Raw genomic sequence first — 21,589 nt, 5'->3', positions numbered from 1 at the left:
CGGTATAATGCTTCGATGCAAAATATTACGACAGCAACGCCATTGAAGCGTATCGTCCTCGGTCTCCAGTACGACGGCACGGCCTGGCATGGATACCAGAAACAGGAAGATGGGCAGACGGTGCAGGACCAGCTGGAAAACGCGCTGGAACAGTTTGCCCGCGTGCGCCTGGCCACCACCTGCGCCGGCCGCACGGATACGGGCGTGCATGCGCTCGAACAAGTCGTGCATTTCGATACGGAGCTGAACCGCGACGTGCACTCATGGGTGCGCGGCGTCAATGCCTTCCTGCCGAAATCCATCGCCGTGCGCTGGGCCAGGGAACTTGAGGGCGATCCGACGGTCAATGATTTCTTCCACGCCCGTTTCAGCGCCCGCGCGCGCACCTATCATTATGTGTTGTATAACAACGCTACCCGTTCGCCGCTGATGGAAGGGCGCGCCGGCTTCTTTTTTCGTCCTCTGGACGTGGAACGGATGCAGCAAGCCGTGCAGCCGCTGCTGGGCTGGCACGATTTCACGGCCTTCCGCGCCGCGCAATGCCAGGCCAAGTCGCCCGTCAAGCTCATGCACGACATCCAGATCGAGCGCCGTGGCGAACTGATCGTCTTTACCATCACGGCCAACGCCTTCCTGCACCACATGGTGCGCAACCTGGTCGGCTCGCTCGTGTATGTGGGCTCGGGCCGGGAAAAGCCGGAATGGCTGGGGCAGTTGCTGGAGCGCAAAGATCGCCACGCGGCGGCGCCCACCTTCATGCCGGACGGGCTGTACTTGGCGAAGATCGATTACGATCCGAAATGGGCGTTGCCGCAGGACAGTAGCAGCGCATTGCCCTGGTTTTGATCTGCATCAAATCAAGTAAAGGATTGCCATGCCACGCACACGTATCAAAATCTGCGGCCTGACCCGCGTCGACGATATCCAGGCCGTCGTGGCGGCGGGCGCCGATGCCATCGGCTTCGTGTTTTATCCGAAAAGCCCCCGCCATGTCACGCCGGAACAGGCAGCGGGCCTGATCGCGGCCATACCGCCCTACGTGACGACGGTGGGGCTGTTCGTCAACGCCACGGTGGACGAGGTGCGCGCTACGAGGGCCGTGGCGCCCCTGTCCCTGCTGCAATTTCATGGCGACGAGACGCCCGAACACAGCGCCGCGCTGGCCGCCGCCGTGAATACGCCGTTTACGCAGGTGTTCCGCGTCAAACCCGACACCCGCTTTGAAGATTTGCTAGAATACGAACAGCGCTATCGCGCCGCCAGTCCCTTGTTTGCCAGCCTCTTGCTGGATACCTATGTGGATGCGTATGGCGGTGCAGGAAAGGTATTTGATTGGTCCCTCATTCCAAAAGAACTCGCGCCTCGGGTCGTTTTAAGTGGTGGCTTGAGCGTACAAAACGCGACTGACGCAGTGGTGCGCGTGCGCCCTTACGCCGTCGACATCAGCAGTGGTGTCGAAGCGTCCAAGGGTATCAAGGACGCGTCCCGTGTCCGCGCGTTTATCGCCGCGGTGCAGGATGCCGATGCCATCATTGCCAGAGGAAACAACCATGAATGACCACACCACAGCGCCCGGCGCAGCCGCCGCATTGTTCCACGCCACCGATTATCCTTTTCCCGACGTACGGGGCCACTTCGGCCCGTATGGCGGCTCCTTCGTTGCCGAAACGCTCACGCACGCGCTGGCCGAGCTGAAGGACGCCTATGCGCGCTACAGCGTTGACCCGGAGTTCCTGGAAGAATTCCGCTACGAGCTGAAACATTTCGTGGGACGCCCGTCGCCCATCTACCACGCCAAACGCTGGTCCGAAATGGCGGGCGGCGCGCAAATCTATTTCAAGCGCGAAGACTTGAACCACACGGGCGCGCACAAGATCAATAACGTGATCGGCCAGGCCCTGCTGGCCAAGCGCATGGGCAAGCCGCGCATCATTGCCGAGACGGGAGCGGGTCAGCACGGCGTGGCCACGGCCACCATCTGCGCCCGCTTCGGCCTCGAATGCGTGGTCTACATGGGCAGCGAAGACGTCAAGCGCCAGGCGCAGAACGTGTACCGCATGAAATTGCTGGGCGCTACCGTCGTGCCCGTGGAATCCGGTTCCAAGACCTTGAAGGATGCGCTGAACGAAGCCATGCGCGACTGGGTCACGAATATCGAAAACACCTTTTATATCATCGGCACCGTGGCCGGCCCCCATCCCTACCCGATGATGGTGCGCGACTTCCAGTCCGTGATCGGCGAGGAATGCCTGGTGCAGATGCCGGAAATGACGGGCCGCCAGCCCGACTACGTGCTGGCCTGCATCGGCGGCGGCTCGAACGCCATGGGCATCTTTTACCCGTATATCGACCAGAACGATGTCAAGCTGATCGGCGTGGAAGCGGCCGGCGAAGGGCTGGAGACGGGCAAGCACTCGGCCTCGCTGACGGCCGGTTTCCCGGGCGTGCTGCACGGCAACCGTACCTATCTGCTGCAGGATGAGAACGGCCAGATCATCGAGACGCATTCCGTCTCGGCCGGCCTCGACTACCCGGGCGTGGGGCCGGAACATGCATGGCTGAAGGATTCCGGCCGCGCACAGTATGTGTCGATCACGGATGAGGAAGCGCTGCAGGCGTTCCACGATTGCTGCCATATCGAAGGCATCATCCCGGCCCTGGAATCGTCGCACGCGCTGGCCTACGCGGCCAAGCTGGCGGCCACTTTGCCGAAAGATAAAATTGTACTGGCCAACCTGTCGGGCCGTGGCGACAAGGACATGCATACCGTGGCGGAACGCATGGGACTCAATTTCAACTAACAGCGTGTCAACGGGGTCAGACCCGCCGGGGGAGTGCGCGCCAGTGGTGCGCATTCCGATCCCGCAGGGACTGACCCCAGCCTTTGCTTTGGGTTGAAATCATTCCATCTATCCATCATTAAGAAAGCTTATCATGTCCCGTATCGCCACCACCTTTGCCAACTTAAAAGCCAACAACAAGACCGCCCTGGTCACCTTCATTACCGCCGGCGATCCCGGCCCCGACGCCACCGTGCCCCTGATGCATGCGCTCGTCGAGGGCGGCGCCGACGTGCTGGAACTGGGCGTGCCGTTTTCCGACCCCATGGCCGAAGGCCCCGTCATCCAGCGCGCCTGCGAGCGGGCCCTGAAATTCAACGTCGGCATCCACGATGTGTTCGGCTATGTGCGCCAGTTCCGCGAAACGAACCAGACGACGCCCGTGGTGCTGATGGGCTATGCCAATCCCATCGAGCGCATCGGCAGTGCCGCATTTATAGCTGCGGGGCAAGCGGCCGGTGCCGATGGCGCCATCGTCGTCGATTATCCGCCGGAAGAGTGCGAGGAATTTGCCGCCGCCATGCGCGCAGCGGGCCTGGACCTGATCTTCCTGCTGGCGCCCACCTCGACTGAAGAGCGCATCGCGCAAGTGGCCAAGGTTGGCGGCGGCTTCAGCTATTATGTGTCGCTCAAGGGCGTCACGGGCGCGGGCAACATTGATACGGAACAGGTGGCGGAACGCCTTGCAGCCATCCGCCAGCATGTAAAATTACCTATCGGCGTGGGCTTCGGCATCCGCGATGGCGCCACGGCCAAGGCCGTTGCCAAGGTGGCCGATGCCGTCGTGATCGGCAGCCGCATCATCCAGGAAATAGAAAATGCCCCGGCAGGGGGCGCTGTGGACGCCGTGCGCAGCTTTACGGCAGGCATCCGCGCCGCACTGGACGCCTGAGCAAGCTTGCTGTTTACGCAAGATGCGTTGGCGGCAAAGTTCGACAGCCCGGCGATAAACGGCTACACTTCGGCCACTGATTTGCCTGTTATTGTGCAATAGATAAAATTTTTGGTGACGCCCTACGGGGGTGTCGCCGTTGACCGTCTGCCGGGGGCGTCCACCGACGCTACCCCTACAAGGGCCCAAGGAGAAAATATGAGTTGGTTGGAAAAACTGCTGCCACCGCGCATACAGCGTTCTGATGCTGCCGCGCGCAAGACCATGCCGGAAGGCCTGTGGGTCAAGTGCCCGTCGTGCGAAGCCGTGCTGTACCGTACGGACCTGGAATCGAACCTGCACGTGTGCCCGAAATGCGACCACCACATGCGCATCCGCGCCCGTGAACGCCTCGACAGCCTGCTCGACGCGGGCGGCCGCTATGAAATCGGCCAGGAAATCCTGCCCGTCGATACCCTGAAGTTTAAAGATAGCAAGAAATACCCGGACCGCCTGAAGTCCGCCATGGAAGCGACGGGCGAGACGGATGCGATGGTCGTCATGGGCGGCGCCATCATGAGCCTGCCAGTGGTCGTGGCGTGCTTCGAATTCGAATTCATGGGCGGCTCCATGGGCTCCGTCGTGGGCGAGCGCTTCGTGCGCGGTGCGCAAATCGCGCTGGAACAGAAGGTGCCGTTCATTTGCATCACGGCCACCGGTGGCGCGCGCATGCAGGAAGGCTTGCTGTCGCTGATGCAGATGGCCAAGACCACGGCCATGCTGACCAAGCTGTCGGAAAAGAAATTGCCATTCATCAGCGTGCTGACCGACCCGACGATGGGCGGCGTGTCCGCCTCGTTCGCCTTCATGGGCGACGTGGTCATTGCCGAGCCGAAGGCGCTGATCGGCTTTGCCGGCCCCCGCGTGATTGAAAACACCGTGCGCGAAAAACTGCCGGAAGGCTTCCAGCGCGCCGAGTTCCTCGTCACCAAGGGCGCCGTCGACATGATCGTCGACCGCCGCAAGATGCGCGAAGAAATCGCCCGCCTGCTGGCCTTGTTGCAAAACCAGGCTGTTGAAGTGTTGGCGTAACTGCATTGAATGGAATAATGTCCATTTGCCCGAACCCATGAACTGCTGGGGTCGGACCCTGAGGGTCCGACCCCAGATGTTGTTTAGGGTTATCTGTTTTCTGCCTCGCGCATCCTTACATCAAGAAGTCTCCCATGCAAAACCTCCCCACCACCTTGCCGGACTGGCTCGCCATGCTGGAAACCCGCCATTCGGAAACCCAGATCAATATGGGCCTGGACCGCGTGCAAGCCGTCAAGGCGCGCATGCAGCTGGCGTTTACCTGCCCCGTGATCATGGTGGCGGGCACGAATGGCAAGGGTTCCACCTGCGCCATGCTGGAATCCGTGCTGTTGCGTGCCGGCTACAAAGTGGGGCTGTACATCAAGCCGCATTTTCTCGACTTCAATGAGCGCGCGCGCGTGCTGGGCGAGATGGCCAGCGACGAACAGATCGTCGCCAGCTTCCATGCCGTCGAAGCCGTGCGGGGCGATACGCCGCTCACGTATTTCGAATTCACCACCCTGGCCATCCTGCACCTGCTGTCGCAGGCCAATCTCGACGTGGCCATCCTGGAAGTGGGCCTGGGCGGGCGCCTTGACGCCGTCAACGTGATCGATGCCGACGTGGCCATCGTCACCAGCGTCGATATCGACCACACGGATTACCTGGGCGACACGCGCGAAGCGATCGGCTTTGAAAAGGCAGGCATCTTCCGCCCGGGCAAGGCAGCCATCTGCAGCGACCCCGTGCCGCCCCAGTCGCTGATCGACCATGCTGAAGCCATCGGCGCCGACCTGTGGCTGATGGGCCGCGATTTCAACTATTCGGGCGACAAGCAGCAGTGGAATTACGGCGGGCGCGAGCAGCGCCGCAATTCGCTCGCGTATCCGAGCTTGCGTGGCGCCAACCAGATCCTCAATGCGACGGCCGTGCTGGCCGCGCTGGAAGTGCTGAAGCTGAAGCTGCCCGTGGGCGCGCAGGAAGTGCGCACGGGCCTCGTGACGGTGGAGCTGCCGGGCCGCTTCCAGGTCTTGCCTGGCCGCCCCAGCGTGATCCTCGACGTGGCGCACAACCCCCATGCGGCGTCGGCGCTGAACCAGAACCTGGGCAATATGGGGTTCCACCCGTACACCTATGCCGTGTTCGGCTCCATGCTGGACAAGGATATCGATGGCGTACTGGCCGCGATGGGCGAACACGTCGACCACTGGTGCCTGACGGGCCTGCCTTCGCCGCGCGCGGCCACGGCTTCCGAGCTGGCCGCCAAGGTGCAGATCATGCTGGAAGATAAGCCCGACAGCGGCGAACATACTGTGTCTATTTTCGATGATCCGGCACAAGCTTTTGCAAATGCAATGAGCCGGGCCGGTGAGAATGATAGAATTGTGGTCTTTGGTTCTTTCCTCACCGTTGCCGGCGTGATGAAGGCCCGAAAATCCTCACTTCACTGAAACGCACTCGACTGAAAATCACGCATGGGCTTGTTCTCGAAACTGTTTAAAAACAAGCAAGAATCCTCTGGCGAAGACAGCGGCTTTTATGTCCCTGGCGAAGCACAGTCGCCGACCCGCAAGCGCGCCGCCAACACCTCCGGTGGCGGCGGATCGCGCCGTGGCGGCAAGGAAGCGCCGGACCCGGTCTTGCCTGAAAAAAAGCGCGCACGCCGCCGCCTGGTCGGGGCCATCGCTCTGGCCCTGGGCGTCGCCGTCGGCTTGCCGATGCTGCTCGATTCCGAGCCGAAGGCGCCTTTCAACGATATCGCCATCGACATTCCCTCGAAAGACAAGGCCGCTGCGCCCGCGCCCGTGCCAGCCGTCCCGGCCCAGGCCGCGGCGAACAATGGCCTGGACCAGTCCGAGGAAATCGTCGACGCGCCACTGCCGCCGGCGGCCAAGCCCGCGCCGGCACCCGCGCCCGTGCTGGCAGCCGTCCAGCCAGCGCCCGTCAAGCCGGCGTATGTGGAACCGAAACCCGAGCCGAAACCGGAATCCAAACCCGAGCCCAAGCCTGTCAAGGTGGAGACCAAGCCTGAGCCGAAACACGAGCCCAAGCCGGAGCCGAGGCACGAGGCCAAGGTGGAGCCGAAACCGGAACCCAAGCATGAGGTGAAGCCGGAAGCCAAGCCTGAAGCGAAACCTGCCAAGCCGGCGCAATCGGCCGACGATGCGGCGCGCGCCATGGCGATTCTGGAAGGCAAGCCACTGGACAAGCCGCAAGAGAAAGCCCATGACGCCGGCGGCGGCAAGTTCGTGGTGCAGGTGGCGGCGCTGGCGACGCAGGACAAGGTCGACGAATTGCAGGACAAGCTGCGTGAAGCGGGCATCAAGTCCTACACGCAGAAAGTCTCCAGCCCGGCGGGCGAGCGCATCCGCGTGCGCGTGGGCCCGTTCGGCAGCCGCGAAGACGCCGAAAAGACCCGCGCCAAGCTGCAAAAGCTGGGCCTGGGCGGCAGCCTGGTACCGGCGTGATCTTGCAAGGCTGAGCGCGCGTGACGATCTTCGATTACCTGGTGCTGTTCGTGCTGGTGACGTCCGTGCTGATCAGCATGATGCGTGGCCTGGTCAAGGAAATACTGTCACTGGTCAGCTGGATCGTGGCTTTCGTCATTGCCAACGCCTATGGCGCCACGCTGGCGAAATTCCTGCCGGAAGCCGTGCCGGGCGAAGCCGTCCGATTGTTGCTGGCCTTCGTGGTGCTGTTCATCGGCGTGCGCATTTTGATGGGATTGCTGTCCATGACGGTCGACGCGCTGGTCAAGGTGACGGGCCTGAGCCTGGCCGACCGCACCCTGGGCAGCCTGTTCGGCGTGGCGCGGGGCCTTGTGATCGTGCTGACCGCCGTCATCTTGTGCGGCATGACTTCCATACCGCAGCAGCCGTTCTGGAAAAACGCGCTGCTCAGCCCGCTCGCGGAACAGGGCGCGCGCGCCATCAAGCCTTATCTGCCTGCCGCTTACGCGCAGCATGTGAAATTTTGAATTTTTTTTAAAATCAGTAGCACAGTTTAGGAGCACACCATGTGTGGCATCGTCGGCGTCGTTTCCCATCAACCTGTCAATCAATTGCTCTATGACGCATTGTTGCTCCTGCAACATCGCGGTCAGGATGCGGCAGGGATTGCGACCAATCACAGCAGTATGTTTTCCATGCACAAGGCCAATGGCCTCGTGCGTGACGTCTTCCGTACGCGCAACATGCGTTCGCTGCAAGGCACGACGGGTATCGGCCACTGCCGCTACCCGACGGCCGGTTCGTCGAGCGAAGAGGAAGCACAGCCGTTTTATGTGAATGCGCCGTTCGGCATCACCCTGGCGCACAACGGCAACCTGACCAACTGGGAACAGTTGAAGCTGGAAATGTTCAAGAACGACCGCCGCCACATCAATACCGATTCCGACTCGGAAGTGCTGCTCAACGTGTTGGCGCATGAAATCCAGGAAGCGACGACGGGCCTGAACCTGGACCCGGAAGCCATCTTCAAGGCCGTTACCGTACTGAACCGCCGCGTCAAGGGCGGCTATGCTGCCGTGGCGCAAATCGCCGGCGTGGGCTTGCTGGCCTTCCGCGACCCGCACGGCATCCGTCCGCTGTGCCTGGGCATCAATGAAACGGAGCAAGGTCCTGAATACCTGATCGCTTCCGAATCCGTGGCCCTGGAAGGCATGGGCTTCCGCTTCGTGCGCGACATCGGTCCCGGCGAAGCCGTCTTCATCGACGCCGACAAGCAATTGCACAGCGCCCAGTGCGCCGACAATGCCAGCCTGAATCCCTGCGTGTTCGAATTCGTCTACCTGGCCCGTCCCGATTCCGTCATCGACGGCGCCTCCGTGTATGCCACGCGCCTGAAAATGGGCGAATACCTGGCCGAAAAGATCCGCGCCGAACTGCCTGGCGTGCATATCGACGTGGTCATGCCGATTCCCGATTCCTCGCGTCCGGCCGCCATCCAGCTGGCCATGGCGCTGAACATCGAGTACCGCGAAGGCTTCATCAAGAACCGCTACATCGGCCGTACCTTCATCATGCCGGGCCAGGCGGCGCGCAAGAAATCCGTGCGCCAGAAGCTCAACGCGATCCCGTCCGAATTCAAGGACAAGGTCGTGCTGCTGGTCGACGATTCCATCGTGCGCGGCACCACCAGCCGTGAAATCGTGCAGATGGCGCGTGAAGCGGGCGCGACGAAAGTCATTTTCGCTTCGGCTGCGCCACCGGTGATCTTCCCGAACGTGTACGGCATCGATATGCCGACGCGCGACGAACTGATCGCCTACGGCCGCACGACGGAAGAAGTGTGCCGCGAAATCACGGCCGACTACCTGGTGTACCAGGATATCGGCGCGCTCAAGCAGGCGATCGCCGACGTCAACCCGGCCCTGACCAACTTCGAGGCGTCGTGCTTCGACGGCGTGTATGTGACGGGCGACGTGTCGCAGGAATACCTGGACCGCCTGGAATATGCGCGCCACCATCCGAAGGCGGCAGCGCCCGAAGATACGCCCCGTTCCCAGCTGAACCTGAACCTGGCAACGACAGAAGCATAAGTAACCTGCCCGGCCGATGCCGGGCATTTTTTCGGGGGCGCACTTTCAGGTGCGACCCCAGCACTTGCCTTGGGTTAAGCGGCAAGGCGAGCATTTGGAACTTCCACCATGACCACCAATAAAACCTACGGCTTTACCACCACCATCCTGCATAACGACCGCCGCAAGGGCATCGAGCACGGCTCGCTGCACAAGCCCGTGCACACTTCCGTTGCCTTCGGCTACGCCGATGCGCGCCAGCTCGCTTCCGTGTTCCAGGGCAAGGAGCCAGGCTTCCGCTATGGCCGCCAGGGCAATCCGACCGTGTCCGCGCTGGAAGACAAGGTCAACAAGATGGAAGACGGCGTGGCGACCCTGTGCTTCGCCACGGGCATGGGCGCCATCGGCGCCGTGGTGCAATCGTTGCTGCGCGCGGGCGACCATGTCGTGTCGTCGGCCTTTTTGTTTGGTAATACCAACAGCCTGTGGCAAACGGTGACGGGGCAGGGCATCGCCGTGTCGTTCGTCGACGCCACCGACGTGGCCAATGTGGCGGCCGCCATCACGCCGGCCACGCGCATCGTGTTTGTCGAAACCATCGCCAATCCCCGCACGCAGATCGCCGACCTGAAAAAAATCGGCGACTTGTGCCGCGAAAAGGGCATCCTGTACATCGTCGACAACACCATGACGACGCCATATCTGTTCCGCCCGAAAGCCGTGGGCGCGGGCCTAGTGGTGAACGCCTTAACGAAATCCATCGGCGGTCACGGCAATGCGCTGGGCGGCAGCTTGACGGATACGGGCGTGTTCGACTGGACGCAGTACCCGAACATCTTTGAAAACTATAAAAAGGCGGCGCCGGCCCAGTGGGGCATCGCGCAGATCCGCGCCAAGGCCTTGCGCGACTTCGGTGCCTCGCTGGGTCCGGAAGCGGCGCACCATATCGCCGTCGGCGCGGAAACCATGGCCTTGCGCATGGACCGCACCTGCTCGAACGCGCTGGCGCTGGCCACCATGCTGGCCGCGGACCCGCGCGTGGCAGCCGTGCACTATCCGGGCTTGCCGTCGCACCCGCAGCATGCGCTGGCGACGGAATTGTTCCGCAGCTACGGTTCCCTGTTCAGCTTTGAATTGAAGGATGGCATCGACTGCTTCGATTTCCTCAATCGCCTGCATTTGGCCATTCCAGCGAGTAACCTGGGCGACACGCGCACCCTGGTCATTCCCGTCGCCCACACGATTTTCTATGAGATGGGTGCCGAGCGGCGCGCCAGCATGGGGATTGCCGAGTCCTTGATCCGCGTTTCCGTGGGCATCGAAGATGAGGCCGATCTGCTCGACGACTTCAAAAACGCACTGGACCTTTAAACAGCCGCGCGTCATGTGAAAAGGGTCGCAACAGTCATGCTGTTGCGGCCCTTTCCTTGCCTGCAGTGATTTAGTGCCAGCTGCGCATCAGGCCGACAGCCAGCCCTTCCAGGGCAAACTCATCTTCCGGCGAGACGGTGATCACCTTGAAGTCGGGGTTTTCCGGCAGCAATTCGATGACGGAGCCTGTCTTCTTGTAGCGCTTGACGGTGACTTCGTCGCCGATGCGGGCGACGACGATCTGGCCATTCTTGGCGCTGTCGACTTTCTTGACGGCCAATAAGTCGCCATCCATGATGCCGGCGTCGCGCATGGACCAGCCGCGCACCTTGAGCAGGAAGTCGGGCTTGGCCGAGAACAGGGCCGGATCCACGTTGTAGCTCGCTTCCAGGTTTTCCTGCGCCAGGATGGGCGAACCGGCCGCCACCCGGCCGATCAGGGGCAGCGACATCAGCAGTGCTGCCGGCACTTTCGACGGCAGCGCTTCGGCGGCGGCGCCGATCAGGCGGATGCCGCGCGAGGTGCCGGGCGAAATCTCGATGGCGCCCTTGCGGGCCAAGGCCTGCAAATGCTCTTCGGCCGCATTGGCCGACTTGAAACCCAGTTCATTGGCGATCTCGGCACGGGTGGGAGGGAACCCCGTATTTTCAATCGCGTCCTTGATCAGGTTCAGGATTTGTTCTTGTCGTGCTGTCAGCTTGATCATGAGCGGTGGGTGCATACTAAAATGCTGTCTATATGAACAGTCTGTATTTTTGTACAGTATCGCCCACTATGCAAGGGGATTTCCGTGTTTTGGGTGGATTTCGCAAGAAATAGTCGTCCACGGGCAAAAAACAGGGCGGCGCACGGGCTTTCCGGGCGCTTGTGGAAGGAATGATTGAAACGTTTGCAAAAGGCGGTTATAATCTTCGGCTGACCTTCCCACACCCGTCTTGACGCCGGGGTGGGCGATTATCAATCCGACCTGAAGGAGTTTGCATGCGTCATTATGAAATAGTCTTTATCGTCCATCCGGACCAAAGCGAGCAAGTGCCCGCGATGATCGAACGCTACAAAGCCAGCGTAACCACCCGCGGCGGTTCGGTTCACCGCGTGGAAGATTGGGGCCGCCGTCAAATGGCTTACTCGATCCAAAAGCTGCCTAAAGCACACTACATCTGCCTGAACATCGAATGCGACAACGAGACCCTGGTCGAGTTGGAAACAGCATTCAAATTCAATGATGCCGTGTTGCGTCACCTGACCGTTAAAATGAAGAAAGCTGAAACAGCTCCTTCGCCGATGATGAAATCGGTACAACGCGAAGACGCGGCCAAAAGCCACCGCACCGAAGCACCAGCAGCCGCTCCAGCCGCAGCCGCTTAATTTTTGACCAGGATCGTGCGCTGAACCAGCTACAAGTAACCGCCATCATTGCCGAGCGCGAAATATTGCGCTATACCCCGGCAGGGCTGCCGATTGTGAATGCAGTATTGCAGCACAGTTCGCAGCAGATGGAAGCAGGGATTGCCCGTTTGACCGAGTTTGATGTTGCCGCGCTAGCCGCTGGCGAAATCTCAGGCCGGTTCAGCCAGGCAAGCTTGGGCGGGGTCTATCAGTTCACGGGTTTCCTGGCCAGAAAGAGCCGCAACAGCAAGAGTTTGGTGTTTCACATCATTGATTTTAGTGCAGTCATTCCCGACTAGCGCATTTTAGATACAGGAGCCTGACATGGCATTCGGTAAAAAGTTCGACAAAAATAAGCTCAAGCTTAAAGAAAAACGCAAACAGCAAAACCCTTTGTTCAAACGTAAGAAGTTCTGCCGCTTCACGGCAGCGCACGTTGAGCAAGTCGACTACAAAGATGTCGACACGCTGAAAGACTTCGTCCAGGAAAACGGCAAGATCATGCCAGCACGCCTGACCGGTACCAAAGCGCACTACCAGCGCCAAGTCGACACCGCAATCAAGCGCGCTCGCTTCCTCGCGCTGCTGCCATACACCGATCTGCACCACGCTTAATCGGTCAGATATTCCTGGAGAAGAACTATGCAAATCATTCTGTTAGAAAAAGTTGTAAACGTCGGTAACCTCGGCGAAGTCGTCAAAGTCAAAGACGGTTACGCACGTAACTTCCTGATCCCGCAACGCCTGGCACGTCGTGCTACGGCAACCGCTGTGGCTGAATTCGAAGTCAAGCGCGCCGAACTGGAAAAAGCTGCAGCTGCCAAACTGGCCGCATCGCAAGCCCAAGGCGAAAAACTGAGCGGCCTGACCGTTCAAGTTGCTCAAAAAGCTGGCGTCGATGGCCGTCTGTTCGGTTCCGTCACCAACTTCGACATCGCTGAAGCGCTGACCAAGCAAGGTTTTGCTGTTGAAAAAGCACAAATCCGCATGCCTACCGGCCCGCTGAAGATCGTTGGCGAGCACAACGTTTCGGTTGCTCTGCACACCGACGTGGTTGTGGAAGTTGTTATCGCTGTCGTACCAGACGCAAACGCGTAATCGTCTGCGGGCCTGGCCCGCAAGCGCTACCGTACAGTAAAGCACTATGAAAAGCCGGGTTCGCCCGGCTTTTTTGTGGCCTTTTTTTCGCGCAATTTCAGCCCTTTATTTTTGCCAGTACGCCGAAGCAGGTATAATTCGCGCCATGAACGCCCCCTCTGATCCGCAACTGGATTCCCTCCGTATTCCGCCGCACTCGATCGAAGCAGAACAATCCGTTATCGGTGGTCTGCTGCGCGACAATGCAGCGTATGACCGCATCGCCGACTTCATGCATGCGGAGGATTTCTATCGCTATGATCATCGCATCATCTTCGAGCAAATCGTCAAGATGGTTAACGCTTCCAAGCCAGCCGATGTCATTACTGTTTTTGAAACCCTGACCCAGCTCGGCAAGGCCGATGATGTGGGCGGACTCGCTTACCTGAACGCCATGGCGCAAAACACGCCATCGGCCGCGAACATCCGGCGCTACGCCGAGATCGTGCGCGACCGCGGCGTGCTGCGCAAGCTCATCACCGTCGCCGACGATATCTCGGGTACGGCCTTCAGCCCGCAGGGCAAGGAAGTCAAGCAGATGCTTGACGAGGCCGAGTCGAAGATCTTCGCCATCGCCGAAGAAGGCGCGCGCGGCGCCCAGGGCTGGACCGCCATCCAGCCCCTGCTGACGCAAGTGGTCGAGCGCATCGACGAACTGTACAGCCGCGACAACCAGAGTGAAATCACGGGCGTGCCCACCGGTTTCATCGACCTCGACCGCATGACCTCGGGTCTGCAGCCGGGCGACCTGGTGATCGTGGCGGGCCGTCCATCGATGGGCAAGACGGCGTTTTCCGTCAACATCGGCGAAAACGTGGCCATCGACAGCGGCTTGCCCGTGGCCGTGTTCTCGATGGAGATGGGCGGCGCCCAGCTGGCCATGCGTATGCTGGGCTCCGTCGGCCAGCTGGACCAGCACCGTCTGCGCACGGGCCGCCTGAACGACGAAGACTGGCCGCGCCTGACGAATGCGATCCAGAAGATGAACGACGCCCAGTTGTACATCGATGAGACGCCGGCGCTCAACTCGATCGAATTGCGCGCCCGCTCGCGCCGCCTGTCGCGTCAATGCGGCAAGCTGGGCCTGATCATCGTCGATTACTTGCAACTGATGTCGGCCAATACGCCGGGCGACAATCGCGCCACGGAGATTTCCGAGATTTCGCGGGGCTTGAAAGGCCTGGCGAAAGAACTCGGTTGTCCCGTGATCGCCCTGTCCCAGCTGAACCGCTCGCTGGAACAACGCCCGAACAAGCGTCCCGTCATGTCCGACTTGCGCGAATCGGGCGCTATCGAGCAGGATGCCGACGTGATCCTGTTCATTTACCGCGACGAGGTGTATAACCCCGACTCGCCGGACAAGGGAACGGCCGAAATCATCATCGGTAAACAACGTAACGGTCCAATCGGCAGCATCCGCCTCACCTTCATGGGGCAGTACACCAAATTTGGCAATTACAGTGGTGGCCTGGCGCTTTACCAAGGCGACTAAGACTCAGCAGCACTGGCAATTCCATCGGCCGCCCCCGACAACGGGGCGGCTTTCTGTAGTAAATAACACGACTCAATGCTTAACGGAGAATGACATGTTTGGACGCTTGATGCCCACTGAGGGCAAGTTTTTTGAATTGTTTAACCAGCACGCGGAACTGTGCGTCAAGGGCGCCAAAGAGATGCTCGGCCTGATGACCAATTTCGACGACCTGGAAAACCGCGTACATGCGATCGAAAGCATCGAGAAACAGGCGGACAAAGTCACCTACGCCACCGTGGAAATGCTGCACAAGACCTTCATCACGCCGATCGACCGCGATGACATCCACCAGCTGATCACGCGCCAGGACGACATTCTGGACTTGCTGGAAGATGCGGCGCAAACCGTTTCGCTGTATGACCTGAAAGCCGTCACGCCGGAAGCCAAGCGCCTGGCCGAACTGGTGCTGGCCTGTACCGAGAAAGTACGCGACGCCGTCGCCATGCTGCACAACATGGACAACTCGCGCAAGATCGTCGCCATCTGCGAAGAGATCGACCGCCTGGAATCGGACGCCGACCACGTGATGCGCGCCGCCATGTCCAAACTGTTCCGCGACGAACCGGACGTGCGCAACCTGATCAAGCTGAAAGCGATCTACGAAATTCTGGAAACCGTGACCGACCGTTGCGAAGATGTGTCCAATATTATCGAAGGCATCATCGTCGAAAACGCGTAAGCGTTGGGCCTGTCCTGAACCAGAATCAGAAAAGAAACTACAATGACCATACAAATCAGCATCTACGTGCTAGGCCTGTTGATCGTCCTCGCGCTGCTGTTTGACTTCATGAACGGCTTCCACGATGCCGCCAACGCGATCGCCACGGTGGTCTCGACGGGCGTATTGAAACCGCAGACCGCGGTTGCCATGGCCGCCACTTTCAACTTCGTCGCCATTTTCGTGTTCCACCAGCTGACCGTGGCTGCCACGGTGGGCAAGGGCACCATCGACCCGGCGGTGATCGACCAGTACGTGATCTTCGGCGCGCTGATGGGCGCCATCTTCTGGAATTTGTTTACCTGGTACTACGGGATTCCTTCCTCGTCCTCGCACGCCCTGATCGGCGGCCTGGTGGGAGCTGCCGTCGCCAAGTCCGGTACGGGCGCGCTGGTCGCGGCCGGCCTGTGGAAAACGGTGGCCTTCATCGTCATCGCACCGGTGCTGGGCTTTGTGTTCGGTTCGATCATGATGCTGCTCGTGTCCTGGATCTTCGTGCGTTCGACGCCGCGCAAGGTCGACAAGTGGTTCCGCCGCCTGCAGCTGGTATCGGCAGCCGCCTACAGCCTGGGCCACGGCGGCAACGATGCGCAAAAAACCATCGGCATCATCTGGATGCTGCTGATCGCCGCCGGCTACTCGAGCGCGGCCGATGCCATGCCGCCGATGTGGGTCATCATCTCGTGCTACACGGCCATCAGCTTCGGCACCCTGTTCGGTGGCTGGCGCATCGTCAAGACCATGGGCCAGAAGATCACCAAGTTGAAACCGGTCGGCGGCTTCTGCGCCGAAACGGGCGGCGCCATCACCCTGTTCGTCTCGACGGCGCTGGGCATTCCCGTCTCGACCACGCACACCATCACGGGCGCCATCGTCGGCGTCGGCTCGTCGCAAAAAATGTCGGCCGTGCGCTGGGGCGTGGCAGGCAATATCGTGTGGGCCTGGATCTTCACGATCCCCGCTTCCGCGTTTGTCGCCGCAGTGGCATGGTGGATTGGCCACCACATCATGTAATGGATAGCCAACGCCAGTAAAAAGGGAGCCTTGCGGCTCCCTTTTTTTATGCGCGGGCCAGTTCCACCGTCAGCCCCTCGTAGGCGAGGAACACCTGCAGGCCGGCCAGGCGGTCCGCATAGCGGCCCATCACGTCGGCAAACACGGCTTCGAGCTGTTCGTCGCTGCGCGTCGGTTCGTGGTGGGTGCAGTACAGGCGCCGCGCGCCGCAGCGCAGGGCCAGGTCGAAGGCGGCGTCGAAGGTGCCGTGGCCCCAGCCCTGCTTGCCCGGGTATTCCTCGCGCGTGTACGAGCAATCCATGATCAGCGCTTCGACGCCGGCGATCAAGGCGTCGATGCCCGCCTGGCGTTGTGCATTGCGCGCGGCGCAGTCCGCGTGCTCGGCATGGCCGGGCGGATGCAGGTTGTAGAACGGCTCATGGTCGCCGCTGAAGAACAGCGAGGCGCCGCCGCAGTCGATGCGGTAGCCGAGGTTGACGACGGGGTGGTTCATCTCCGCGCCGCGCACGCGCGCGCCGCCCACCTCGACGGCTTCGCCGGGCGCCAGGGTGCGGTACTCGATGCTGGCCGCCATGGCCGCTTCGCTGACGGGAAAATAGCTGTTCTGTAGCTGCACCGCCATCACGTGCTCGATGCCGCGCCCGCTGATGGCGTCCAGGGCGCCATGCAGGCGCATGCGGTTGCCCGTTACGAACAGGGGGCTGAACATGGGCAGGCCGTGGATGTGGTCCCAGTGGCTGTGCGTGATGAAGACGTGCGCGTCGACGGGCTGGCCCGGCGGCAGTTGCTGCGCCAGCGAGAAAATGCCGCTGCCCGCGTCGAGGATGATCAGGCTGTCGTCGTCGGTGCGTACTTCGATGCACGTGGTGTTGCCGCCATAGCGCGCCGTGCGCGGGCCGGGGGAGGGGATGGAGCCGCGCACGCCCCTGAACGTGAATTTCATTCAGTACCTTGTTACAGTGTAATTATTGTTGATTCTATTCTAATTAATGAAATTGGCGGCAACATTTGTGTGTGTTGCGATACGGAAAGTTATTTCATTTTGTTGCAAGTAAGTAATGTACAGTGCGCAGGGCGGCCGTTACACTGGCGCTTGCCGATTTCCCCATCCTTACCTGATTGCCACCAACATGCCTCAGTTGCACCCTGAGAAAATCGCCCACAGACTGGAGCAATTGACCGAACTCAGTGTCGCGCTGGGCCACGGCCTGGGCGGCGAGGGGCACGATATCGGCGCGCTGCTGCAGCGCATCGTGCTGCTGGCAAAAAGCATGAGCGGGGCCGATGGCGCCACCCTGTACCGGCCCGCCCTTGAGGGCCGCCAGCTGGCGTTCGACATCAGCGTCAACGACAGCCTGGGCATCGCGCAGGGCGCCGACATGGGCTTGCCGGGCGTGCCCCTGTTCGACGAGGCGGGCCAGCCCAACCTGGCATCGGTGGCCGCGTATGCGGCGAACCTGCGCCACAGCGTGAATATCGCCGACGTGTACCGCGACGAGGACTTCAATTTTTCCGGCATGCGCGACTTCGACCGCCACCACGGCTACCACACGCAATCGATCCTGACGGTGCCCATGAGCGACCATGAGGGCGATCTGATCGGCGTGCTGCAGCTGGTCAATGCCAAGGATGGCGACACGGGCCAGGTGCGCGCCTTTTCCTCGACCGACCAGCGCTTCATCGAGGCGCTGGCCGCGCAGGCGGGCGTGGCGCTGACGAATCAGCTGCTCATATCGCAGCTGGAAGAGCTGCTCGAATCGCTGGTTACCCTGATCAATATCGGCATCGATGAAAAGTCGCCGTACACGGGGCGGCACTGCCAATTCGTGCCCGAGCTGACGATGCTGCTGGCCGACGCCGCGCATGCCACGCAAACGGGGCCGCTGGCCGATTTCCGCCTCAGCGACAACGAACGCAAGCAGCTGTGGCTGGCCGGCCTGCTGCACGATTGCGGCAAGATCACCACGCCCGTGCACGTGGTCGACAAGGCCACCAAGCTGGAGACGATTTTCGACCGCATCGCCCTGATCGACACGCGCTACGAAGTGCTGCTGCGCGACGCCGAGATTGCCGCTCTGCGCCAGCAGGCGGCGCAGCCGGAACGTCAGGACGCCATCGCGCAGGCGCTGGAATGGGAGCTGGCCGCGCTGCGCGCAGAGCGCGACTTCATCCGCAGGGTTAACATCGGCGGCGAGAGCATGGCGCAGGCCGACCAGGAAAGAGTGCGGCAGATCGCCAAGCGCCGCTGGCGCGCGGCGGACGGCCAGCTGCGCGATTTCCTCGACGCCGACGAGACGGAAAACCTGACCATCCGCGCCGGCACCCTGACGGCAGCCGAGCGGGCCATCGTCAACAACCATATCAGCGTGTCGATCCGCATGCTCGAGGCGCTGCCGTGGCCCAAGCACCTGCAGAAGGTGCCCGAATACGCAGGCGGCCACCACGAGCGCATGGATGGCAAGGGCTATCCGCGGGGCCTGACGAAGGAGCAGATGTCGGTGCCGGCGCGGCTGATGGCCATCGCCGATATTTTCGAAGCGCTGACGGCGCGCGACCGGCCGTACAAGAAGGGCAAGCCGCTGTCCGAATCCTTGCGCATCCTCGGCAATTTCAGCCTGAACGGGCATATCGACCCGGACCTGTTCGACGTTTTCATCCGCAGCAAGGTGTACCTGACCTTCGCTGAAAAGCACATGCATCCGAGCCAGATCGATGCCGTCGACGAGGCGGCCATTCCGGGCTACACGCCGTGATGCGGGCCTGGCGCGCGGCGCTGGCGCAGGCCTTGCGCAAGCATGGGGCGCGCTTTTTGCTGGGCGTGCTCCTGAGCGCGGCGGCCGCCATCGCGTGCCTGGCCGGCAATGACAATATCGCGCGGCTCGACGCCATGCTGGGCGACTGGCGCATGCGTGCCGAGACGCCGCAGCTGGACCGCCGCATCGTCATCGTCGACATCGACGAGCAAAGCCTGGCCCGGGTGGGCCGCTTCCCGTGGAGCCGCGATATCCAGGCGCGCCTGGTGCGCCAGCTCACCGCGCATTACGGCGTCGCCGCGCTGGGCTTCGATATCTCGTTTCCCGAAGCGGACACCAGTTCCGGCTACGCCGTGCTGCAAGGCCTGGCGCGGGGCGAACTGGCTGGCGTGGTCGGCTTGCCGGCGCAGCTGGAAAAACTGCGCTCGGCCATGGACTACGATGGCCTGTTTGCCGAGGCCATGCGCGGCCAGCCCGTGGTGCTCGGCTACAGTGTCTCGGAACAGCAAAGAAAGGGCGTGCTGCCCAAGCCGTCCTTCACCGTGGCCGATTTGAACGGGCGCGCCGTCACGGCCTACGTGGCGCGCGGCTACGAAGCCAATATCGCGCCCCTGCAGGCGGCCGCGCAGGGCGCCGGCATCTTCACGGCGCTCACCGATGCCGACGGCGTGGTGCGTTCCTCCACCCTGTTGCAGCGCATCGGCGACGGCTATTATCCGTCGCTGTCGCTGGCCACGGTGGCCGTCTATCTGCAGGCGCGCGCCATCGCTCCCCGTTTCACGGGCACGGCCGATACCCTGTCGGCGCGCGAGCTGGCCAACGGCGGGCTCGAACATCTCATGCTGTTCACGCCGCGCGGCGCGATGACGATCCCCGTGGGCGAAGCGCTGACCGCCACGGTGCAGTACCGCGGCGCGGGGGGGCCCGCCGGCGGCGCCTTCCGCTATGTGTCGGCGTCCGACGTGCTGGCCGGCACGGTTGCGCCCGCGCTGCTGAAAGGGGCCATCGTGCTGGTGGGTACCACGGCGCCGGGCTTGAACGATATCCGCGCCACGCCCGTGAATGCGGAATACCCGGGCGTGGAGGTGCACGCCAACCTGATCAAGTCCATGCTCGACGGGCGCTTCAAGGCGCGCCCCGACTATGCGCTGGCGTTCGAACTGGTGCAGATCGTGCTGTTTGGCCTGCTGCTGGCGGGTGCCCTGGCCGTGCTGCCGCCGGCCGGCGTGATGCTGGCCACCGTGGGCGCGCTGGCGGCCGCCATCGCCATCAACCTGTACCTGTACGCCGTGCACGACCTGGTGCTGGGCGGCGCCGTGCTGTTGCTGCTGATCGTCGCGCTGTTCATCGTCAACCTGGCGTGGGGCTACTTTTTCGAGGTGCGCAAGGGCCGCGCGCTGGTGGCGCGCTTCGGCGAATATGTGGCGCCCGAACTGGTGGCCGAGATGGCCGACGATCCGCAGCGCTACACCATGGAGGGCGAGAACCGCGAACTGACGGTGCTGTTTGCCGACGTGCGCGGTTTTACGGCCATTTCCGAGCAGCTGGCGCCGGCCGTGCTGCGCGAATACATCAATCTGTACCTGACGGCCATGTCGGAAGATATCCGCGACAGCCATGGCGGCACCCTCGACAAATACATCGGCGACGCCGTGATGGCATTCTGGGGCGCGCCCGTCGCCTTTGCCGACCACGCCAGCCGGGCCGTGGCCAGCGCCCTGCTGATGCAGCACAGCGCGGCGCGCCTGAACGGGGATTTCGCCGCGCGCGGCTGGCCGGCGCTGCGCATCGGCATCGGCATCAATACGGGCCCCATGCATGTGGGCGACATGGGCTCGCGCATCCGCCGCGCCTACACGGTGATGGGCGACAGCGTCAACCTGGCCGCGCGCCTGGAAGGGGCCAGCAAGCTGTATGGTGTGGGCATCGTCGTGGGCGCCGCCACGCGCGCCGCCGCCCCGGATTTCCTGTACCGCGAACTTGACCGCATAAAAGTGCTGGGCAAGCAGGAAGCGGTGGCCATCTTCGAGCCCCGCTGCCTGCTGGCCGACGCCGGCGAAGCGGAGCTGGCGCAGCTGGAGCGCTGGCACGGGGTGCTGGCCCTGCTGCGCGCGCGCGACTGGGCGGCCGCCGGCGCACAGCTGGCGCAGTTGCAGGCGGACTTCCCCGGCGATGGGCTGTACCGCCAGTACGCGGTGCGCCTGCAGCGCTATCGCAGCACGCCGCCGCCTGCCGACTGGGATGGCGTGACGGAATTGAGCAGCAAGTAAGCGTGCCCCTGCTGTCGAAAATATAAGGAATTGCGTCATTGTTCAGCATTGCGGCGCACCGTTTGTTGCGCTGCGATGAAAATCAGGGGAGTAATGTTA

The 21,589-nt window shown here is 62.0% G+C and carries 21 protein-coding genes; 19 read left to right on the top strand and 2 right to left on the bottom strand.

From position 1 onward, the window contains the following. The first annotated feature begins 42 nt into the window (after positions 1-42). The 10 genes from truA to GCN75_RS02625 all read left to right on the top strand — a co-directional run bounded on the left by truA (position 43) and on the right by GCN75_RS02625 (position 10,675). On the top strand, positions 43-846 hold the full coding sequence (truA, locus tag GCN75_RS02670; RefSeq protein WP_152281213.1) for a tRNA pseudouridine(38-40) synthase TruA: 804 nt from the start codon (positions 43-45) through the stop codon (positions 844-846). Positions 847-874: 28 nt separating this feature from the next. Continuing rightward, positions 875-1,558 carry a phosphoribosylanthranilate isomerase gene (locus tag GCN75_RS02665; RefSeq protein ID WP_152281212.1) on the top strand — a complete coding sequence of 228 codons (684 nt, stop codon included), beginning with the start codon at positions 875-877 and terminating at the stop codon, positions 1,556-1,558. Continuing rightward, positions 1,551-2,801: a tryptophan synthase subunit beta gene (gene trpB, locus GCN75_RS02660; RefSeq protein ID WP_152281211.1), complete on the top strand. Its 1,251-nt coding sequence runs from the start codon at positions 1,551-1,553 to the stop codon at positions 2,799-2,801. Before GCN75_RS02665 ends, trpB begins: the two co-directional genes overlap by 8 nt. Before the next feature lie 133 nt (positions 2,802-2,934). Further along, complete coding sequence (gene trpA, locus GCN75_RS02655) at positions 2,935-3,732, top strand: tryptophan synthase subunit alpha (protein WP_152281210.1); 798 nt, start codon at positions 2,935-2,937, stop codon at positions 3,730-3,732. Between the two features lie 198 nt (positions 3,733-3,930). Then, the gene (gene accD, locus GCN75_RS02650; RefSeq protein WP_010400390.1) at positions 3,931-4,803 is read left to right on the top strand and encodes an acetyl-CoA carboxylase, carboxyltransferase subunit beta; all 873 of its coding nucleotides are present in this window, start codon (positions 3,931-3,933) and stop codon (positions 4,801-4,803) included. 134 nt (positions 4,804-4,937) lie between these two features. Beyond that, positions 4,938-6,236: a bifunctional tetrahydrofolate synthase/dihydrofolate synthase gene (gene folC, locus GCN75_RS02645; protein ID WP_152281209.1), complete on the top strand. Its 1,299-nt coding sequence runs from the start codon at positions 4,938-4,940 to the stop codon at positions 6,234-6,236. Between the two features lie 24 nt (positions 6,237-6,260). Next, a complete protein-coding gene (locus GCN75_RS02640; protein WP_152281208.1) occupies positions 6,261-7,253 on the top strand; it encodes an SPOR domain-containing protein in 993 nt (330 codons plus the stop codon). 20 nt (positions 7,254-7,273) lie between these two features. Further along, positions 7,274-7,762 (top strand): CvpA family protein, encoded by a 489-nt coding sequence (locus GCN75_RS02635; protein WP_092795381.1) that lies wholly within the window; start codon positions 7,274-7,276, stop codon positions 7,760-7,762. Between the two features lie 39 nt (positions 7,763-7,801). Further along, positions 7,802-9,325, top strand: a complete 1,524-nt coding sequence (purF, locus tag GCN75_RS02630) for an amidophosphoribosyltransferase (protein WP_152256904.1) — start codon at positions 7,802-7,804, stop codon at positions 9,323-9,325. A 108-nt stretch (positions 9,326-9,433) separates the two neighbouring features. Continuing rightward, the gene (locus GCN75_RS02625; protein ID WP_152281207.1) at positions 9,434-10,675 is read left to right on the top strand and encodes a cystathionine gamma-synthase family protein; all 1,242 of its coding nucleotides are present in this window, start codon (positions 9,434-9,436) and stop codon (positions 10,673-10,675) included. A 70-nt stretch (positions 10,676-10,745) separates the two neighbouring features. Here the strand turns inward: GCN75_RS02625 and lexA are convergent, their stop codons facing one another. Next, on the bottom strand, positions 10,746-11,381 hold the full coding sequence (gene lexA, locus GCN75_RS02620; RefSeq protein ID WP_034783454.1) for a transcriptional repressor LexA: 636 nt from the start codon (positions 11,379-11,381) through the stop codon (positions 10,746-10,748). A 275-nt stretch (positions 11,382-11,656) separates the two neighbouring features. Here lexA and rpsF point away from each other — a divergent pair, with 275 nt between their 5' ends. The 7 genes from rpsF to GCN75_RS02585 all read left to right on the top strand — a co-directional run bounded on the left by rpsF (position 11,657) and on the right by GCN75_RS02585 (position 16,467). Then, positions 11,657-12,043, top strand: coding sequence for a 30S ribosomal protein S6 (rpsF, locus tag GCN75_RS02615; RefSeq protein WP_010400028.1), 387 nt, complete (start codon positions 11,657-11,659; stop codon positions 12,041-12,043). Between the two features lie 20 nt (positions 12,044-12,063). Beyond that, positions 12,064-12,363: a primosomal replication protein N gene (gene priB / locus GCN75_RS02610; protein ID WP_086144118.1), complete on the top strand. Its 300-nt coding sequence runs from the start codon at positions 12,064-12,066 to the stop codon at positions 12,361-12,363. 25 nt (positions 12,364-12,388) lie between these two features. Continuing rightward, positions 12,389-12,679 (top strand): 30S ribosomal protein S18, encoded by a 291-nt coding sequence (rpsR, locus tag GCN75_RS02605; RefSeq protein WP_010400024.1) that lies wholly within the window; start codon positions 12,389-12,391, stop codon positions 12,677-12,679. A gap of 27 nt (positions 12,680-12,706) precedes the next feature. Further along, positions 12,707-13,162: a 50S ribosomal protein L9 gene (rplI, locus tag GCN75_RS02600; protein WP_034783456.1), complete on the top strand. Its 456-nt coding sequence runs from the start codon at positions 12,707-12,709 to the stop codon at positions 13,160-13,162. A 145-nt stretch (positions 13,163-13,307) separates the two neighbouring features. Continuing rightward, positions 13,308-14,693 (top strand): replicative DNA helicase, encoded by a 1,386-nt coding sequence (locus GCN75_RS02595; protein WP_034750488.1) that lies wholly within the window; start codon positions 13,308-13,310, stop codon positions 14,691-14,693. Positions 14,694-14,787: 94 nt separating this feature from the next. Next, positions 14,788-15,414 (top strand): DUF47 domain-containing protein, encoded by a 627-nt coding sequence (locus GCN75_RS02590; RefSeq protein ID WP_010400015.1) that lies wholly within the window; start codon positions 14,788-14,790, stop codon positions 15,412-15,414. 42 nt (positions 15,415-15,456) lie between these two features. Further along, positions 15,457-16,467, top strand: coding sequence for an inorganic phosphate transporter (locus GCN75_RS02585; RefSeq protein WP_034783457.1), 1,011 nt, complete (start codon positions 15,457-15,459; stop codon positions 16,465-16,467). Between the two features lie 46 nt (positions 16,468-16,513). Here GCN75_RS02585 and GCN75_RS02580 read toward each other — a convergent pair whose 3' ends face one another. Further along, positions 16,514-17,410, bottom strand: coding sequence for an MBL fold metallo-hydrolase (locus GCN75_RS02580; protein ID WP_152281206.1), 897 nt, complete (start codon positions 17,408-17,410; stop codon positions 16,514-16,516). Positions 17,411-17,597: 187 nt separating this feature from the next. Here GCN75_RS02580 and GCN75_RS02575 point away from each other — a divergent pair, with 187 nt between their 5' ends. Beyond that, positions 17,598-19,220: a GAF and HD-GYP domain-containing protein gene (locus GCN75_RS02575; protein ID WP_152281205.1), complete on the top strand. Its 1,623-nt coding sequence runs from the start codon at positions 17,598-17,600 to the stop codon at positions 19,218-19,220. Further along, positions 19,220-21,490, top strand: a complete 2,271-nt coding sequence (locus GCN75_RS02570; protein ID WP_152281278.1) for a CHASE2 domain-containing protein — start codon at positions 19,220-19,222, stop codon at positions 21,488-21,490. Before GCN75_RS02575 ends, GCN75_RS02570 begins: the two co-directional genes overlap by 1 nt. Positions 21,491-21,589 lie beyond the last annotated feature (99 nt).

It is taken from the genome of Janthinobacterium violaceinigrum, assembly GCF_009208555.1.
Taxonomy (GTDB): Bacteria; Pseudomonadota; Gammaproteobacteria; order Burkholderiales; family Burkholderiaceae_D; genus Janthinobacterium; species Janthinobacterium violaceinigrum.
The sequence above is the reverse complement of the archived record's forward strand: the minus strand, read 5'-3'. Positions and strand labels throughout refer to the sequence as shown.